The sequence below is a fragment of the Bacteroides sp. An19 genome (assembly GCF_002160215.1).
GTDB lineage: Bacteria > Bacteroidota > Bacteroidia > Bacteroidales > Bacteroidaceae > Phocaeicola > Phocaeicola intestinalis.
Map to the genome: position 1 here is coordinate 1 of NZ_NFKD01000064.1, position 19,400 is coordinate 19,400.

Consider the following 19,400-nt stretch of genomic DNA (forward strand, 5'->3'; position numbering starts at 1 on the left):
TTCTTTCAGATTCCAACTCGCGATGGACACCCTTGCTTTGGGCTGTATGATTCCCGCTATTAGGGCTCATTAGGGACTTGCACCCGTTAGCTAATACTCATGCCGAGCATACATCAAAAGCGGAGAACAACTTTTACAAGCTGACCTCCGCTCACTATATCAGAATCCTCTCTTTTTAGAGATAAATCTCAACGCATTATCTGAAGTTATTCGGTTGATGCCACTTGCCATCATCATCCATGGTATCGGCTACATCCCACCAAACCCTTGTACCTTGAGTGTACTGAGTCGGCTTCAACGGGTTGCGCGATTCACTGTCCGGATATTGTACACGCTTAATCAACTTCGTGTTTGGAACTTCACCGTTCGAACCGTTACCGCCCTGTACAACCAATGCATAACGCGGATAATCAGTACGGCGCAATTCAGCCCAACCTTCGTTTCCATTCGGGAATACGGCAATCCACTTTTGAGTAATAATCTGTTCCAACTGCTCTTCTTGCGAACCGCCATCGAAAGCAGCCAACCCTTGCAAGTTGTTGATGTAATCGCTGTAGTCGGCTTCCGCAATGCCGTAGTAGTCCATTGAAGCACGGATACCGTCCAGATAATAATCCTTAGCGGATTCGGTCAGAGACGAACCTGTCCAGCCACGCAAAGCGGCTTCAGCTTTCAGGAACAAGCTTTCAGAATAGCCGAACCAAACAATTTCACGAGCCAAGTTCCACCAAATCTTCGGATTCATGGCATCCGACTGCAGATTGCAACGGTTGGGTGAATAGTTTACCGTTTGTGAACTACCCAAAACAGTTGCACCATTACGTATACCACAGAAATCTGCATCAGACTCTTCGGGTACAGCTTGATTCAAATTCGCATATGCTGAAGGACGGAACCAAAGGATGTTACAACGCGGATCAAGATAACAGTTATCTTCACTAGCGTTGAACATTGTTTCGTCTACCCCACCTGCCGTATACAGATTAGCCGGCGCTTTTTGTTCAAATCCCGGAGTTGCAGTTGTAACACCCGGTTTCAAAGCCTGATTCTTATAAGCCCATTCCATTTCTTTCGGCAGCACTACGTTGGCACCCCACGAGAAGAGCAAACCGTAAATATTTTCATTACCGCCGGTAATGTATTGGCGTTTCGGAATCAGTTTCATGTTATCATCCTGGCTTGCCATCAAGCCTGACGGGTCGTTAAGAGCAGCCTCGCCTTGTTGCTTAGCTAAACTCGGATTGACGTTGGAGATACGCAACGCCAAACGCAAACGCAAGGTATTGGCAAAACGAATCCAGCTTTCCACATCACCGCCATAGCATAAATCATCTTCTCCAAAGCTAAATTGCTGAGCCGTAGGAAGAGTCGGATTATGCAAGTTGGTAATAGCCTGATCCAAAATATCGAAAATCATGCCATATACTTCTTCCTGTGAGGTATATTCTACGTTTTCTTCCGGCGGAAGCATACCTTTTACATAATACTTGATAGGAATATCGCCGTAGGTATCCGTCTGCGCCGACAGCAGGAAAGCGTAATAGATACGAGTGATATAGAATGCATTCTGATAATAGTCTCTATCACAGAACCAGAATGTCTTAATCAACTGGCTGTATTCGCTCACCGTACGGTCATCGTAGAAGTGTCTCCAACGTGCACCCGACCATCCGTCATTATACGAATACGTAGGAGCACTAGGAGGTGTGAACGAGTTATTACCCCAATAACCGGCATAGACATCGTGGGTCAAATTCGTGGTTATCTGATAATCGTTATACATTCCTTCGTAAACCAGATTGGAGAATGTTGCGCCTGCCGAACCTTCAGTGGCACGCAAGCTTTGCAACGCATTATCCGACACTTCGTAATCGATATCAATGCCATCGCCCGTACCGCCAATGACGCTCGGGTCATAAACCGGCTGATAGGGATTGGTATTCATTTCTTCAAAGTCATGACACCCGGCTAAAAGTGCCAACAGGGAGCACATCGCCACTGACTTATATGTATTGAATTTCATAAGTTACTATTTTTATGTAAGATTAAAAACCTAAACTAACTGACAAACCGAAGGTACGAGAGTACGGCAGAGCCGCATAGTCGATTGCCTGCGAGAACATTGAGGTATCGTAACCACCTTCAGGGCTGGTGCCCGGTGTATGTTTCATCAGGTAACACAAGTTACGAGCCACGAACGAAACGTTCAACGAAGTCAACGGAGTCTTTTGCAACAGTTTCGACGGGAACGAATAACCGATAGACAATTCTTTCAACTTAATGAACGAAGCGTCATACAAGAAATCTTCCGGCAACAAATTGCCATAATAGTCAGAAGCTCTAATAGCGGTGTTATTTGTAGTACCGTCTTCTTTTACACCTGGGAATACCATCATGTAGTTGTTATTCTCACCACGGTTTTCCGTACGTTTTGCCAAACCGTTACCAGTAGCTACCATTTCTGAATAAGAGAAGATGTCACCACCAAACTTCATATCGAACATAGCCGAAAGCGTAATGCCTTTGTAAGTGAAAGTTGGAGATACAGACATTGTCAGTTTGGGCTGGATGTTACCAATCGGGTTAGCAACACGTTCAGCTTCATCAGTAATGGTCATCGGAAGTCCGTTCGCACCGATAATGATGTTGCCATTTTCATCACGCTGATAAAGCGTACTAGCATAGATATCACCCAATTTACCACCTTCGGTTGCACCTACCTGAATCGGGAAATTAGTATCACCTTCGAAGAACATGTATCTTACACCTTGATCGGGTGCCAATTCTTCAACTGTAGAAACGTTGTGAGCCATGTTCAAGTTCAAATCAAACGTAAAGTCTTTGGTGTCTACAATGGTAGAATAAATCATCAATTCCACACCTTGGTTCGAAATCAAACCGGCATTCACCCATTGACCACCCGACCAGGGAGCTGCAGCAGGCACTTTCATAATCTGGTTCTTTGTCTTCATATAATAATAAGTGAAGTCAAAGCCTAACCGATTATCAAAGAAACGCATATCCAAACCAGCCTCGTAAGATGTTGCAATTTCCGGCTTCAACTGGTCGTTCATCTTCACATTGTCACGGGTCGGAGTCAGGATACCGTTATCAAATGAATAAGAATACGTATTGTACAACTGATAAGGGCTTGTATCCTTACCTACCTGAGCTGCAGACAAACGCAACTTGGCAAAAGTCAACCAACTGGGCAATTCTTTATCCAAGGAACGTACAAAATCTGAAATCACGAAACTCAAGTTAGCAGACGGATAGAAGAAAGAGTTGTTCTGTTGGGGCAACGTAGATGACCAGTCGTTACGGGCAGTCAAGTCCAAAGCCAAATATTCTTTCCATGCCAACTGTGCCGATCCGAATACGGAGTTTGTAGCACGTTCGTAACCGGTTTCACCTGCCGTACGGAGCAAGTTGGCAGCATTAAACATCCAGTTGCCTTTAATCAGCATATTACCTACACCGGCATTCAGAGCCTCATACTTCTGATACATGAAGTTGGCACCCAAGTTCACACCCAAACGGAAATTATCGGTAATTTGCTTGTCTGCCATCAACATAAATTCAGCATTCGATTCAAAGAAGTTTTCTTCCCGGCGATCCATTGCATCGTTCGTTATCATTGCCATCGAACTTTCACCATTGATACCGTCACCACCATTGGTTTCTTCGATACGGGTACGATAGTAATCGAAAGCGTATTTAGCAGAGAAATGCAGCCAATCGGTAAAATTGATTTTCGCATTGTAGTAACCGAAAGCACGCCAACGTTCGTCTTCATTACGACGTTGGTTCAATACATAATACGGGTTACGGATGCCTGCAGTCGGTCCGTACCAGTTAACATGTACATGATTGTCATCGGAATACTGGCGCAAGTCATCCAAACGTACATTGTGTGGAATACCCATCAACTGATTGATAGCACCATACGTACCATACATCGGACGATCGTTAGCTTTCGTACGCGACAAAGAAATCTTAGCGTCCATCGACAGGTATTTATTCAATTCCGTACCTGCGTTCAAGTCTACATTAATACGTTGCAGTTTCTCGTTCGGGAACATACCGTCATTATCCGATGCGCCGAATGATGCGCGATAATGTGAAGTTTCCGTACCGTTTTGGATAGATACGTTGTGTGTCTGAGAGAAGCCTGTCTCGAAATAATCTTTCAGCTTGTTTCCGTATTTAGAATAAGCGTAGGTCTGACCGTTCCACGCTTCCTTCATTGAACCATCCAATACGGGTCCCCAGCTACTAGAAGCTCCTGTCGTATACTCGGCTCCCCCATTTTCTCCTATCAGACCTTGTCCATAACGTTCCTGCATATCCAATGTCTCAGCAACCTTTGTCCACGTAAAGTTACCACTATAACGGATACCGAAACCGTCTTTCTTCGAACCTTTCTTGGTCGTTACCAAGATAACACCGTTACCGGCACGGCTACCGTAAAGGGCTGCAGCATTCGGACCTTTCAATACCGAGATACTTTCGATATCATCCGGATTGATATCCAACGAAGCACCGCCACGGTCTACACCACCATAGAACGATGCATCCGAATTACTGTTATCACTGAACGGCACACCGTCCACAATCCACAGCGGCTGGTTGTTGTCGCTCAACGAAGAGTTACCACGGATGGTAATCTTGGTAGAACCGCCCAAACCGGTAGCAGAAGTGTTCATCGACAGACCGGCAACTTTACCTTGCAAAGCACTGGTTACCGACGGGTCACCCGTACGGTTCAGTTCATCACTCTTCAGTTCCTGAACGGCGTAACCCAACATCTTCTTTTCACGCTTGATACCCAAAGCGGTAACAACCACTTCGTCCAACATTTCAGAGTCTTCTTCCATAGTCAGGTTGATGGTAGTCTTTCCGGCCTCTACCGTCATTTCTACCGTTTTATAACCGATGTAAGAGAACTGCAAGACAGAACCTACGGGAACATTTACTGTAAAGTTACCATCCCAGTCGGTAATGTTTCCGTTAGTCGTTCCTTTCTGTACAACCGACACACCAATCAACGCTTCACCTGTTGCGTCAACAACACGTCCAGTGATTTGTTGCTGTTGTTCTTCCTGCGCTGCATTCACAGCAGTAGGTGCTGTTGTAGAAGTAGATTCTTTCGACAAATAAATCACATTGTCATCTACTACATAACTGATACCCTTCCCTGCCAATGCCTGATCAAGAACTTCTTCCACGCTGGAGCCGTTTGCCTTTACCGACTCGATCGGTGTATCGGCCAATTCGTCATCGTAAAAGAATTGATACTGGGACTGAGACTGAATCTGCTGAATCATAGTCCCCAACTGAGTATTGGTCAATGCAATATTTAATTGCGCAGACACTACCTGTGTAGGAACAGCAAATAGTGCCGAAACCAATAATGCCCGAACGAGTTTCTTCGAGCTCATGCACGAATGTTTGCTTCTCATACTTGCATTTCTAAGGTTAAACATTAATATTAAGTTGATTATCTCTTTCTCTTTTATCTTTAAGCTATTTGGCAAAACTTATAATAATAACAACTATCTTTTATAAAACACTTAGGCAGAAAATGAATTTTTTTAATTTTCACGAACAAATAATGAACAACCGAAGCCTATGCGTCGCACACAAGCTCCGGTCTTTTCACTTTATTTATCTATTAAACAACAGGTAGAGAGTATTTCAGTACATCCTTATTAGAAACTGCCTGGATTTTCCACAAAACGTTTTTCTTGACTTGATGTGTCCGTTCCGTGTGTGCTTTGAGATGAATCCAAAATAGTTTCTGAAAATTTCAATCACTGATTTCCATCAGACGGAGCGACAAACTTAACCGCTTCCATCGATGTACGTGCATAGACATTGCCTGTCCATTCTACAGTAAGCCCATTCCATAATACTTTTGCAACTTGGTTAAATTCGCGGATATATGTACGGCTGGACTTCAGGTCGTAAAAAGCAAAGTATCCGTATTTTCCGTCCTTCACCTTATTCAAATATGCCTCATTCACCGAAACCGGTATCATTTTCCCCTTATTGTCCAATCCACTTAACGTAATGGCATAAGGTGCCTCGATAGCATTATTGATATCCTGTTGCCGGTATTCGTCAAACGCACCATAAGCTCCATATACAGCATAGTCGATCAACTCTTCCACGTTCGCCCCTGCCGGCTGGTCATCATCCGTATACCAATAGATACCAAAGGTACTTTCACCTTTTGGCAATACTTCCCGGCAGGCTTCCATCAGCCGGGTATAATTGGCACTTGTACATTCTGTTGCCGAACTTACCACGCCAGGCCCAGACACGGCACTTCCTTTGAACTTATTTTCAGCGTATGATGAATACTCATCATCAAAATCAAATCCATCAAAGCCGTAAATATCAGCGTACATCTTCAGTTCTTTCGCAAAAACTTTCGCACCTTCAGCACTCAAGCTGCGCATTCCAGCATCATCGTGGTTACCCAAAATAGACAAATGGACCCTAATCCCTTTCTTCTGTAACGGACGAATGATTTCATCGGCATGTTCCAAGACAAAAGCCACCTGGTCATTGCAATGGATATATGGCATACCTTCCTCATTCAGGTTGATATTCGCTGCAAAGACGCTTACAATATCAAAAAAAGGCTTTCCGTCCGACAAGGTATATTCACCTGCATTCAGCGGACTGTCATTGTTCACCTCGATATAACACAAATTCTTGATTGTCTTTTCATATACAGGAGCGTCCAATGCCGCTACCTGGTAAACAAACGCGCCATTATTCTCCGAAACAGAACCTCCTTGGTCGGCAACTGCTGTAATGGCAACCGCATTGCCTTTTCCGCCTGCCGGCACATTGACAGCCACATAGTCTGACCGGAGCTGTCCTGCCGGAATAGTCACGGCACCTTCGGTTGCCAACGATACCCCTTCATAAGCCATGTAATTTGTCCCGTTCGCCTTATTGTAAGCTTCTAAAGCCTCGTTATCTACCGCAAAAGTCACCCGTGTATCCACATTCGCAACCGTATCCAATTCGAAATACACATATCCGGCAGCCGCCTTACCATTGCGGACAGTCAATGTAGTCCCCATCTTAGCTCCAGCTGCCGACCGGACACTGCCCACGGCATCCTTTGTATTCATATTACAAGACTGCAAAGACAACACAACAAACGCCCATAACACGAACGTTTGGAACAGATTCAAGCATTTATCAGATTTTTTGTTTTCCATACCTGCTTTTTTAAGGTTACACATTCAATTTCTATTTATTTTGTTTGTCAAGTTTATCCAACAAATGGATAAAATCATATATATAACAAGTCTGCAAAGTGAAACACTTACCCTCCTCCACACTTTTTCGTTACTTTATGTGAAGCCTCCTTGCCCTTACGCGTGCGCGAATATTTATTTAAAAGATATTGAATATCCGCAAACATCCCATGTAGGGGCGTATCGCATACGCCCTGAAGACATCCACGTGGATTAGTTGACGTATTCAGGCGTATGCGATACGCCCCTACAAGACAATTGGGTGAAATGCGGATATTCAAATAAAAGATTCTGTGTCCCCTGTGGTGAGAAAATGCACAATTTCATACCGCGCAAAGTATACTATCATGCGCGGTATAAATGGTTGTTATTTTTCTTCGTCTATCAACGCAGATAACTTCGTCTGATGTAAGATTAATAATCTTCCGCTTGTAAGATTAATAATCTTGCAGCCTGAAGATTAATAATCTTACAGCGGATGGACCTATATACGTTTGCCGATGCACCTATATCCGCTGGCTTCCGCAACCGGTTGCATCTCGCTATGATTCTATCCGGAAAGTGGTAACCGGTCAGCATGGGTCGAATGCTTACGAAATTTCATCAGGAAATCAGAAGCGCAAGCCTTTCAACCGTTCACGGAGCACTTTCAAGGCTTTGTACATGTGCGCTTCTACTGTACGCAAGGAAATGCCCATTACATCGGCAATATCTTTGTTTTTCATATCGTGCAGGTAACTGAGCTTGAATACTTCCCGACACTTGTCAGGAAGCTCATCAATGGCACGGTGAAGTTCCGAACGCAACTCACGATTCTCTATCCGGCTGATAACATCCGTATGGTCGGGCTGGTAGTAATCCAGCTTTTTCTGATAAAACTCCACTGCATCCGCGTTGTAGTTTTCCGCCACAGCCTTATGTTTCAGAAGATTAATAGCTTTGGTATAGACCGAACGATACAAGAATGACTGGAACTGTTCGCCTATCTCTACGGTATCCTGCCGCCGCCAGACTTCGACAAACACATCCTGAACAATATCTTCGGCATCATCCTCCCCCACCAGACGAGTTGCATAAAACAACAGACCTGCATAATAACGTCGAAATAATGCCTTATATGTTACTTCAAATTCTTCCTTCATAACCCGGATACCAAATTAAGCACAATGCAAATGTAACTAATTGAAAGAAATGAACAAACTAAATAAGTGTTTTTCTTTAATCACTTGTTTTAATTATCAGACGCAGCCATACAAAGGCACAATGAAATCCGCCCACAATCCGGACGTTTTTTCTTTGTATCCTTTGTGTTTTGCGCCTGACACCACAAATCCAAATTCTAATTTCAAACAACTAATATTATGAGACTGAGAACCGTCCCTATTTATGCCTTAGCACTCACACTTGCAGCGTGTACCACAACCCCACAACCTTCTACGGAAGACTATACCCAATATGTAAACCCATTTATCGGAACCGACTTTACAGGCAACACTTATCCCGGAGCACAAGTGCCTTTCGGCATGGTGCAGTTAAGTCCCGACAATGGTTTGCCCGGATGGGACCGCATCGCCGGTTATTTTTATCCGGACAGCACCATAGCCGGATTCAGCCACACCCATCTTTCGGGCACAGGTGCAGGCGACCTGTACGATATATCGTTCCTGCCTGTCACCCTTCCTTACAATGAAGCAGAAGCTCCGTTGGGTATCCACTCAAAATTCTCACACCAGAACGAGAGCGCATACGCCGGCTACTATCAGGTAAAGCTGGACGACTACAACATCAACGTAGAACTGACCGCCACCGAGCGTTGCGGTATCCAACGTTATACATTCCCGAAAGCAGAGTCTGCCATCATCCTTAATCTGGCTAAATCCATGAATTGGGATGCAACACAGGAGACACACATCGAAGCTGTCGACTCGGTCACCATCCGTGGATACCGTTACTCAATCGGCTGGGCACGCAACCAGAAAGTTTATTTCTGCACCCGCTTTTCCCGCCCGTTTACCCACATGACAATCGATACCATCAACGTGCTTAGAGAAGATAAAAACTATGACACCGGACTCCGCGCCCGCTTTGACTATCCTACACAAGCAGGCGAACAGATTACCTTGGTCACTGCACTCTCAGGAGTAAGTATGGAAGGAGCCGAAAAAAACCTGCAAGCTGAAGCTCCCGACAATGACTTTGACGCCTTCCTGGCAAAAGCAAAGGAAGCATGGAACCGTGAACTGGGAAAAATCAAAATAGAGACAGACGATTCTGACACACGGACTGTATTCTACACCGCATTTTATCACAGCATGTTAGCCCCCACTATCTACAGTGATGTAGACGGAGCTTATTACGGACCTGACGGAAAGTTCCACCAAACAGACGGCTGGACAAATTACAGCACATTCTCTTTGTGGGATACCTACCGTGCGGCTCATCCGCTGTTCACAATTACCCAACCCGAACGCACCAATGACATGGTAAAATCGCTCCTTGCTTTCGGCGAACAAAACGGACGTCTGCCCGTATGGAACTTCTACGGAAGTGAAACCGACATGATGATCGGGTATCATGCGGTACCGGTCATCGTAGATGCCTACTTAAAAGGAATAGGAAACTTCGATGCTGAAAAAGCTTTGGCTTCGTGCGTAGCTACTGCCAACCTGGACGAATACCGCGGCATCGGTATCTACAAACAGAAAGGATACATCCCTTACGACATGCACGACCCATACAATAATGACGGATGGTCGCTCTCGAAAACTTTGGAATATGCTTTCGATGACTATTGCATCGCCAAAATGGCAGAAAAGATGGGCAAAAACGATATAGCCAAAGAGTTTTATACCCGTTCGCAAAACTACCGGAACGTGTACAACCCGGCAACATCTTTCATGCAACCACGCAACATGAAAGGTGAATTCATTGCCGGTTTTGATGCCGAAGATTATACCCCCAACATCTGCGAAAGCAACGGATGGCAATATTTCTGGTCTGTACAACATGATATTGAAGGACTGATAGACCTGACGGGAGGCAAAGAACGTTTTGCTCAAAAGCTGGACAGTATGTTCACCTATCACCCGACCGATACGACCGAGCTTCCCATCTTCAGCACCGGCATGATAGGGCAATATGCTCAGGGCAATGAACCCAGCCACCATGTAGCTTACCTGTACAATGCAGCAGGCGAACCGTGGAAAACCCAACAATATGCAAGCCAAATCATGCATACACTGTACACCAATACGCCAGCCGGCCTGTGCGGCAATGAAGACTGCGGACAAATGTCGGCATGGTATGTATTCAGTGCCATGGGATTCTATCCGGTAAACCCCATTTCACAAACCTATGAAATCGGAAGTCCGGTATTCCCGCGCCTGTCCATTTCTTTACCGAACGGAAAAACATTTACTGTCATAGCCCACAATGCCAGTCCTGAGAATTGCTACATCCAGTCAATCAAACTCAACGGGAAGCCTTACGACAAGAGTTATATCACACATAGCCAGATACTGGAAGGAGTTACGCTGGAAATGGAAATGGGCAATCAGCCGGGCAAGAAATGGTATTAATTCCACAGTTATCCGACAGGGAGTTAAAGGAAACTCTGAATAAAGATGAACAGTTTTTCAATGGCACACAGGCAGCGCAGACAAGCGCCGTTTGTGTGCCATTAAAGCATGATGCATATCAATCCTGCATTTTATTTGCCTTTTGTGTAAGTGTTTTTCCATCTTTAGTTGTTTTAAAGTCAAGATAAGGTTATCAAGGTATAGAAAATAGGTAAAAAGAAATGAGAGTGAATTATGAAACAATAATGCGCTTTTTCCGTGACGAATGCACGCCCGAAGAAAAACGGGCTGTAATGAAATGGGTCAATCAGTCGAAAGAACACGAAACCCTGTTTTTCAAGTGGGAAGAACTTTTCTACTTGGGACAAGAAGATGCAATACCCGACGAGACAACGCTGCGACAAGCAGAAAAGAAACTGGAAGGACGCATCGGAGAAGAACGGTCCACAATCCCGTTCTTCAGAAAAGGGATGAGATATGCAGCAGCCATTGCCGCATGTGTAGCCATAGCCGGACTGACAGTATGGTTTACACTAGGAAGACAAGAAGAACATCTGGTCACCGTTTCTACCGGAAGTGGAGAAACGCTGGCATTGGTCTTACCTGACAACAGCAAAGTATGGCTGAATGAAAATTCGACTTTGAAATATCCCGAAAAATTCGATGGGGAAAAGCGAGAGCTCCGGTTGAATGGAGAAGCATATTTCGAAGTAACCAAAAACAAGCACAAACCGTTTAAAGTGCTCAGTAAAAACATGAGCGTGCAAGTATTGGGTACCAAGTTCAACTTCAGGAGCCAAGATGAAGGGAAAAATGCAGAAGCATCGCTGATAGAAGGTGAAGTAAAAGTAGAAGGAAACCACAACGAAGGTGCAATCACTTTATCACCGGGGCAGAAAGTAGAACTGAACCTGGTGACACGACAGATGAAAGTGTCGCAAACCGATGCCATAGTAGATGCCGTTTGGCACAACAATCTGATTCCATTGGATCAGGCAAACATGTTCCGCATAGCCGACATCTTGGAAAAGCTATATGGAGTGGATATCATTCTTTCGCCCGATATAGACCGGACAGCGACTTATTCGGGTGTGTTGAAAAAGAAAGACACGATAGACGATGTTTTGAAAATCTTGCAGAATACCATCCATATCAATTACAAGATAAACCAAGGAACGGTATTCATTTCATCGGAAGAATAAAGGCAACCAGTTGAAGAGGTTTCAAACAAAAGGAAAAACAGAACGACCTGCAACTGGAAAACGATGCAGGCATATAACAATATAATAATATAATAAGGTGTATTAACTTAATTCAAACTTATAATCATATTATGAAAACAAAGCTTTCGGTGATAGCTTACTGCGCAGGAGCAGTCTTCATGTTGGCAGCGTGTGCCCCAAATGCCACAACGCCCGACTATACAGCGTATGTCAACCCTTTTATCGGTACAGGAGGACACGGACACACGTTTCCCGGACCGGTAGTACCTAATGGCATGATTCAACCCAGCCCTGATACCCGTATCGACGGATGGGATGCCTGTTCAGGATATTATTACGAAGATTCTACCCTGAACGGATTCTCGCACACCCATGTCAGCGGAACCGGATGTGCCGATTACGGCGATTTCCTGCTGATGCCTACCGTAGGCGAACAACAATACAACCCGCAAGATTATGTCAGTCAAACCTTGCCATACGCCTCTCCTTTCAGTCACGAAAACGAAACGGCTGAACCGGGATATTATTCGGTATTCCTTGACCGCTACGGAGTAAAGGCTGAACTGACCGCTACCCCGCGTGCAGCACTGCACCGCTATACGTTCCCTGCATCTGAAAATGCCGGGTTCATACTTGACATGGATTATTCCATCCAATACCAGACCAACCTGGACATGCAAGTAGACGTCGTCAGCGATACGGAAATCAAAGGCAGCAAACTGACCAAATACTGGGCATTCGACCAACAGGCCAGCTTTTATGCCAAGTTCTCCAAGCCCTTTACTTACACCATTGTGCGTGACACACTGACCGATGCCAAAGGCCGGACACAACCACGATGCAAAGTCCTGCTGAAATTCAAGACTGAAAAAGACGAACCTGTCATGGTAAAAGTGGGTATCTCTGCCGTTGATACGGAAGGGGCAAAAAAGAACCTGGAAGCTGAAATCCCAGCCTGGGACTTCGACAAAGTACGCAACGATGCACGCCAGGCATGGAATGCCTACCTATCAAAGATAGACATCACCACCTCTAATGCGACCAACAAAAACATATTCTATACAGCCATGTACCACACGGCCATCAGCCCGAATCTCTTTACAGACGTAGACGGGCGTTACTTGGGAATGGACCGCGAGATACACCAAGGTGACGTGAACAAACCGGTATACACTGTATTTTCGTTATGGGACACATTCCGTGCACTTCACCCGTTACTTTCTATCATTGACCCCAAGTTGAACAACGACTTTATCCGCTCGTTGATTTTGAAAAGCCAAGAAGGTGGCGTATTCCCGATGTGGGACCTGGCATCCAACTACACAGGGACAATGATTGGGTATCATGCAGCATCGCTCATAGCCGATGCCTATACCAAGGGGAATGCTGATTTTGACCTTCAGGAAGCCTACAAGGCATGCTTACGGACAGCTGAATACGACACAACAGGCATTAAATGCCCGCCTGAAGTATTGCCTTTCCTGATGCCGATGGCAAAATATTATAAAAACACTCTTGGCTATATTCCGTGTGACCGTGAGAACGAGTCGGTAGCAAAAGCATTGGAATATGCTTACGACGATTATTGTATCTCTATTCTGGCAGAAGCCGTGGGCGATTATCAAAACCAACAAAAGTATGCCAAGTTGGCAAAAGCCTATACACATTATTTCGATCCGTCTACCCGTTTCATGCGCGGTCTGGACTCGAAAGGAAACTGGCGCAGTCCGTTTAATCCAAAGGCTTCAAATCACCGGAACGATGATTACTGCGAAGGCAACGCATGGCAATGGCTGTGGTTCGTACCACAAGATATAGAAGGTTTCGTAGAGCTGATGGGAGGCAAAGAAGCATTTGTCGGCAAACTGGATTCACTGTTCAATGCCGATTCGACCATCGAAGGTGAATTAGTATCGGCCGATATCAGTGGCCTTATCGGACAATATGCACAAGGAAACGAACCGAGTCACCACGTAATTCATCTCTACAATTATGTAAACCGTCCGTGGCAGACCCAAGAACTGATAGACCGTGTCTTGAAAGAACAATATCGCAACGCTCCGGATGGCCTGTCAGGCAATGAAGACTGCGGGCAGATGTCGGCATGGTACATCTTGAATTCTCTTGGATTCTACCAAGTATGTCCAGGCAAGCCTGTATATTCTATCGGCCGGCCGATATTCGATAAGGCTGTCATCAACCTGCCTGATAAAAAAGCCTTTACAATCATCACAAAAAACAATTCGGCAGACAACAAATATATCGAGAGCGCAACATTAAACGGTCAACCGTTGAACGTACCGTTCCTGAACCATAAAGACATTGCTGCCGGAGGTACGTTGGAAATCGTCATGACCAGCCAACCTACCCAATGGGGAATTTAAGAACCGATGTGCCAGCATTTAATTTGCCAATGTGCTAATTTACAAAGGGAAAGAATTAATTCTTTATTCAACCAGTAATTAGCACATTCGCAAATTGGCTGCATGAGCACCTATTCACATTTAACACATTAGCAAATAAAAAAACACGACCATGAAAAAACAATCCTTACTAATCACCTTGTTTGTCTGTCTGTTCACCATAGGACAAGCTAAAAATTATGTCGACTATGTAAGTCCACTGGTAGGTACACAATCCACGTTCGAACTCTCCACCGGAAATACCTATCCCGCCATTGCACGTCCTTGGGGAATGAACTTTTGGACTCCTCAAACCGGAAAAATGGGAGACGGATGGCAATATACTTACACAGCTACCAAAATACGCGGTTTCAAACAGACACACCAACCCAGTCCGTGGATAAACGACTATGGACAATTTTCCATCATGCCGATGGTCAATGCCCCGATATTCGATGAAGAAAAACGTGCAAGTTGGTTCGCACACAAAGGAGAAACCGCCAAAGCCCATTATTACAAGGTATATCTGGCAGACTATGACATCGTGACGGAAATGACCCCGACCGAACGTGCCGTGATGTTCCGCTTCACCTTCCCCGAAAACAATCACTCATACATCGCAATTGATGCTTTCGACAAAGGTTCATACGTAAAAATTGACAAGGCCAACAACCGTATCCTCGGATATTCAACCCGAAACAGCGGCGGTGTACCTGCCAATTTCAAGAACTATTTTGTTATCGAGTTCGACAAACCGTTCACTTATCAGGCAACCGTAGCCGACAGCATTCTGAACGAGAACAGTACTGAACAACAAGCCGATCATGCAGGTGCCATTATTGGCTTCAGCACCCATAAAGGAGAAATTGTGCATGCACGCATCGCATCGTCTTTCATCAGCTACGAACAGGCTATGCAGAATCTGAAAGAATTGGGAAATGATTCTTTCGATGAATTGGTACAGAAAGGACAAGATGCCTGGAACAATGTATTGGGACGCATCGAAGTGGAAGGTGGCAATTTGGACCAATACCGTACTTTCTATTCTTGCTTATACCGTTCACTTCTGTTCCCCCGCAAGTTTTATGAAATCAATCCACAGGGACAAATCGTACACTATAGCCCGTATAACGGCGAAGTTTTGCCAGGATACATGTATACCGACACAGGTTTCTGGGATACATTCCGTTGCCTTTTCCCACTGTTGAACCTGATGTATCCTTCAGTGAACAGAGAAATTCAAGAAGGGCTCATCAATACTTACAAGGAAAGTGGATTCTTCCCCGAATGGGCAAGCCCCGGGCACCGCGGTTGCATGGTAGGAAATAATTCGGCATCAGTACTGGCAGATGCTTACCTGAAAGGTGTGAGAGTGGAAGATGTGGAAACTCTCTACCAAGGTATCCTCTATGGAACTGAGCACGTGCATCCCGAAGTTTCCTCTACCGGACGTCAGGGATATCAATATTACAACAAACTGGGTTACGTTCCTTACGATGTGAACATCAACGAAAACGCAGCCCGTACTTTGGAATATGCATACGACGACTGGTGCATTTATCAGCTAGCCAAGGCTCTTGACCGTCCTAAAAAAGAAATCAAACTTTTTGCAGAACGTGCCATGAACTACAAAAACCTGTTCGACCCTGAAAGCAAACTGATGCGCGGGAAAAATGAAGACGGTACTTTCCAATCGCCTTTCTCACCACTGAAATGGGGAGATGCTTTCACCGAAGGCAACAGCTGGCATTACTCATGGTCTGTATTCCATGACCCACAAGGACTTATCAACCTGATGGGAGGCGATGACGTGTTCATCACAATGATGGATTCGGTATTTGCCGTACCACCTATTTATGATGACAGCTATTACGGATTCCCCATTCACGAAATCCGTGAAATGACGGTCATGAATATGGGTAATTACGCACATGGCAACCAACCTGTGCAACATATGATATACTTGTACAATTACGCCAAACAGCCATGGAAAGCTCAATACTGGCTGCGACAAGTAATGGACCGCATGTATACTCCTACTCCAGACGGCTATTGTGGTGACGAAGACAACGGACAAACCTCTGCATGGTATGTATTTACAGCACTGGGATTCTACCCCGTATGTCCAGGAACCGACCAATACGTAATGGGAGCACCCTTGTTCAAAAAAGCGACCTTACATTTCGAAAACGGCAACACATTTGTCATCAATGCTCCTGAGAACAGCAAAGAAAACTTCTACATCAAAGCCATGACTGTAAACGGGCAAAACTATACCAAGAACTATGTCACGCATTCGACTTTGCAAAACGGAGGAAACATTGACATTACAATGAGCAATACTCCCAATAAGCAAAGAGGCATTGCAGCAGAAGATGCTCCTTACTCGTTCAGCAACGAAACGAAGAAATAATGTAACCGTGTCATGAAAGAAGACAAACAAATACATACAGCACACCAGAGAAGTCCCATCACGTGGGTACCTACCGCTTACTTCGCCATGGGACTTCCCTTTGTGGTGCTCAATATGGTAACAGTACTTATGTTCAAAGGATTGGGTGTAGAAGATAAGTTGATTACATTCTGGACCTCACTCATCCTGTTGCCTTGGACATTAAAACCTCTATGGAGTCCCTTTCTGGAACTGTTCAAGACGAAAAAATTCTTTGTGGTCGCCACTCAGTTGATTACCGGTATCACCTTCGGACTGGTGGCATTCTCGCTGAACTTGCCTCATTTCTTCAGCATCGCCATTGCCCTGCTGGCTGTTATCGCTTTCAGCGGTGCTACACATGATATTGCATGCGACGGGGTTTATATGAGCGAACTTACCCCTTCCGAACAGGCTAAATACATAGGCTGGCAAGGAGCATTTTATAACATTGCCAAAATTGTGGCCACCGGTGGACTGGTGTATCTTGCCGGATATGCCATCGAGCGTTATGGAGGCATCGGAAACGCTGACCAAGCAACTATGCTGACAGCCAACCAGAAAGCATGGATGCTGATTATGGCGATTCTATGTGCAACAATGGTATTGCTGGGCATTTACCATATATTTATGCTTCCTAAAGGCAAGCAACGAGATACAAACGAAAAACGGACAGCCGGAGATGTGATGAAAGAGTTGGTAGCTGTTCTTGCCGATTTCTTCCGCAAGAGCCACATCGTGTATTACCTCTGTTTCATCATCTTATACCGCTTTGCCGAAGGATTCGTAATGAAAATCGTACCGCTATTCCTCAAGGCAGACCGTGCTACTGGAGGTTTGGGACTAAGTGAAAAGGAAATCGGACTATACTATGGTGCATACGGAGCCGCAGCGTTTGTGTTAGGTTCATTGTTGGCAGGCTATTATATATCTTCACGAGGACTGAAGAAAACCTTATTTACACTGTGTTGTATCTTCAATCTCCCCTTTGTCGTGTATGCCCTGTTATCGATTTTCCAACCCGAAAGCGGATGGATTATCTGTAGCGGCATCGTGTTTGAATACTTCGGCTATGGATTCGGATTCGTAGGGTTGACACTTTTTATGATGCAACAAGTGGCACCCGGGAAACACCAAATGGCACATTACGCTTTCGCATCGGGTATCATGAACCTGGGAGTCATGTTACCAGGTATGCTGAGCGGATGGGTTTGCGAAACCTTGGGTGAATGGTTCAACAAACCGGGAGGATACGAACCCTTCTTCATTTTCGTGTTGATAGCCACCATCCCTGCTTTCCTGATTACGTATTTTGTTCCGTTCAAGTATGCACCGGACGGCTCTTTACTGAAAGGTGAAAAAGAATAATAAACAAAATAATCCCTAAAAAGAGTAATTATCAATTATCAATTAAAAGAAGACTTATGGTAGAGAAATTTCAAATGCCGTGGGAAGAACGACCGGCAGATTGCAAAGATGTGATGTGGAGATACTCGCAGAATCCCATTATCGGACGCTATGACATACCTACATCGAACAGCATTTTCAACAGTGCCGTAGTGCCTTTCGGCGACGGCTTTGCCGGAGTTTTCCGCTGCGACAACAAGGCTGTACAAATGAACATCTTTGCCGGATTCAGCAAGGACGGAATCCACTGGGACATCCAGCATGAACCAATCCAGTTCAAAGCAGGGAATACAGAAATGATTGAATCTGATTATAAATACGACCCGCGGGTAACATGGATAGAAGACCGTTACTGGATTACCTGGTGTAACGGATATCATGGACCAACCATCGGCATCGGCTATACGTTCGATTTCAAAGAATTTTATCAATGCGAGAATGCCTTCCTGCCGTTCAACCGGAACGGTGTGCTATTCCCGCAAAAAATAAACGGCAAGTATGCTATGCTAAGCCGTCCCAGTGACAATGGGCACACACCTTTTGGTGATATCTATATCAGTTACAGCCCCGATATGAAATACTGGGGAGAGCATCGTTGCGTAATGAAAGCAACTCCGTTCGAAGACAGTGCCTGGCAATGTACCAAAATAGGTGCAGGCTCGGTTCCCTTCCTCACCGAAGCGGGATGGCTGTTGTTTTATCACGGGGTCATCACCACGTGTAACGGATTCCGGTATTCGATGGGAGCAGCTATCCTCGATAAAGAAAATCCGGAAAAAGTGTTATACCGTACCCAACCATACTTGCTGGCACCCGCAGCTTCCTACGAAATGCAAGGTGACGTACCCAACGTGGTATTTCCCTGTGCCGCACTGCAAGATGGCAAACGGGTAGCCATATATTATGGGGCTGCCGATACCGTGGTAGGCATGGCTTTTGGATACATTGATGAAATCATCGCATTTGTCAAGAGCCATTCTATCGTTTAAGAGACGCGTTCTACACAGAGACACAAGGGCACAGAGCATATTCTACCAACAGCTCCCGGCCTCTGTGTCTCTGTATTCATTAAAAAACAA

The 19,400-nt window shown here is 45.1% G+C and carries 10 protein-coding genes; 6 read left to right on the top strand and 4 right to left on the bottom strand.

The genetic code is table 11. The features are described 5' to 3' along the window. Nucleotides 1-196 precede the first annotated feature (196 nt). The 4 genes from B5F25_RS17370 to B5F25_RS17390 form a co-directional block, all read right to left on the bottom strand. Nucleotides 197-2,023: a SusD/RagB family nutrient-binding outer membrane lipoprotein gene (locus tag B5F25_RS17370; protein ID WP_087251075.1), complete on the bottom strand. Its 1,827-nt coding sequence runs from the start codon at nucleotides 2,021-2,023 to the stop codon at nucleotides 197-199. Nucleotides 2,024-2,045: 22 nt separating this feature from the next. Further along, complete coding sequence (locus B5F25_RS17375; protein WP_087251097.1) at nucleotides 2,046-5,462, bottom strand: SusC/RagA family TonB-linked outer membrane protein; 3,417 nt, start codon at nucleotides 5,460-5,462, stop codon at nucleotides 2,046-2,048. A 351-nt stretch (nucleotides 5,463-5,813) separates the two neighbouring features. After that, nucleotides 5,814-7,151: a DUF1735 domain-containing protein gene (locus B5F25_RS17380; protein ID WP_162614448.1), complete on the bottom strand. Its 1,338-nt coding sequence runs from the start codon at nucleotides 7,149-7,151 to the stop codon at nucleotides 5,814-5,816. A 740-nt stretch (nucleotides 7,152-7,891) separates the two neighbouring features. Beyond that, a complete protein-coding gene (locus tag B5F25_RS17390) occupies nucleotides 7,892-8,422 on the bottom strand; it encodes an RNA polymerase sigma-70 factor (RefSeq protein ID WP_022039574.1) in 531 nt (176 codons plus the stop codon). A 219-nt stretch (nucleotides 8,423-8,641) separates the two neighbouring features. On the opposite strand from B5F25_RS17390, the gene B5F25_RS17395 reads away from it, so the two are divergent. The 6 genes from B5F25_RS17395 (at nucleotide 8,642) to B5F25_RS17420 (ending at nucleotide 19,310) form a co-directional block, all read left to right on the top strand. Further along, nucleotides 8,642-10,858, top strand: a complete 2,217-nt coding sequence (locus B5F25_RS17395; protein WP_087251081.1) for a GH92 family glycosyl hydrolase — start codon at nucleotides 8,642-8,644, stop codon at nucleotides 10,856-10,858. A gap of 221 nt (nucleotides 10,859-11,079) precedes the next feature. Further along, nucleotides 11,080-12,060: a FecR family protein gene (locus tag B5F25_RS17400; RefSeq protein ID WP_087251083.1), complete on the top strand. Its 981-nt coding sequence runs from the start codon at nucleotides 11,080-11,082 to the stop codon at nucleotides 12,058-12,060. A 131-nt stretch (nucleotides 12,061-12,191) separates the two neighbouring features. Next, nucleotides 12,192-14,465 (top strand): GH92 family glycosyl hydrolase, encoded by a 2,274-nt coding sequence (locus tag B5F25_RS17405; RefSeq protein ID WP_087251085.1) that lies wholly within the window; start codon nucleotides 12,192-12,194, stop codon nucleotides 14,463-14,465. 151 nt (nucleotides 14,466-14,616) lie between these two features. Then, a complete protein-coding gene (locus B5F25_RS17410) occupies nucleotides 14,617-16,896 on the top strand; it encodes a GH92 family glycosyl hydrolase (protein WP_087251089.1) in 2,280 nt (759 codons plus the stop codon). A gap of 12 nt (nucleotides 16,897-16,908) precedes the next feature. After that, a complete protein-coding gene (locus B5F25_RS17415; RefSeq protein ID WP_087251092.1) occupies nucleotides 16,909-18,282 on the top strand; it encodes an MFS transporter in 1,374 nt (457 codons plus the stop codon). 56 nt (nucleotides 18,283-18,338) lie between these two features. Then, on the top strand, nucleotides 18,339-19,310 hold the full coding sequence (locus B5F25_RS17420; protein ID WP_087251094.1) for a glycoside hydrolase family 130 protein: 972 nt from the start codon (nucleotides 18,339-18,341) through the stop codon (nucleotides 19,308-19,310). The last annotated feature ends 90 nt before the right edge of the window (nucleotides 19,311-19,400 follow it).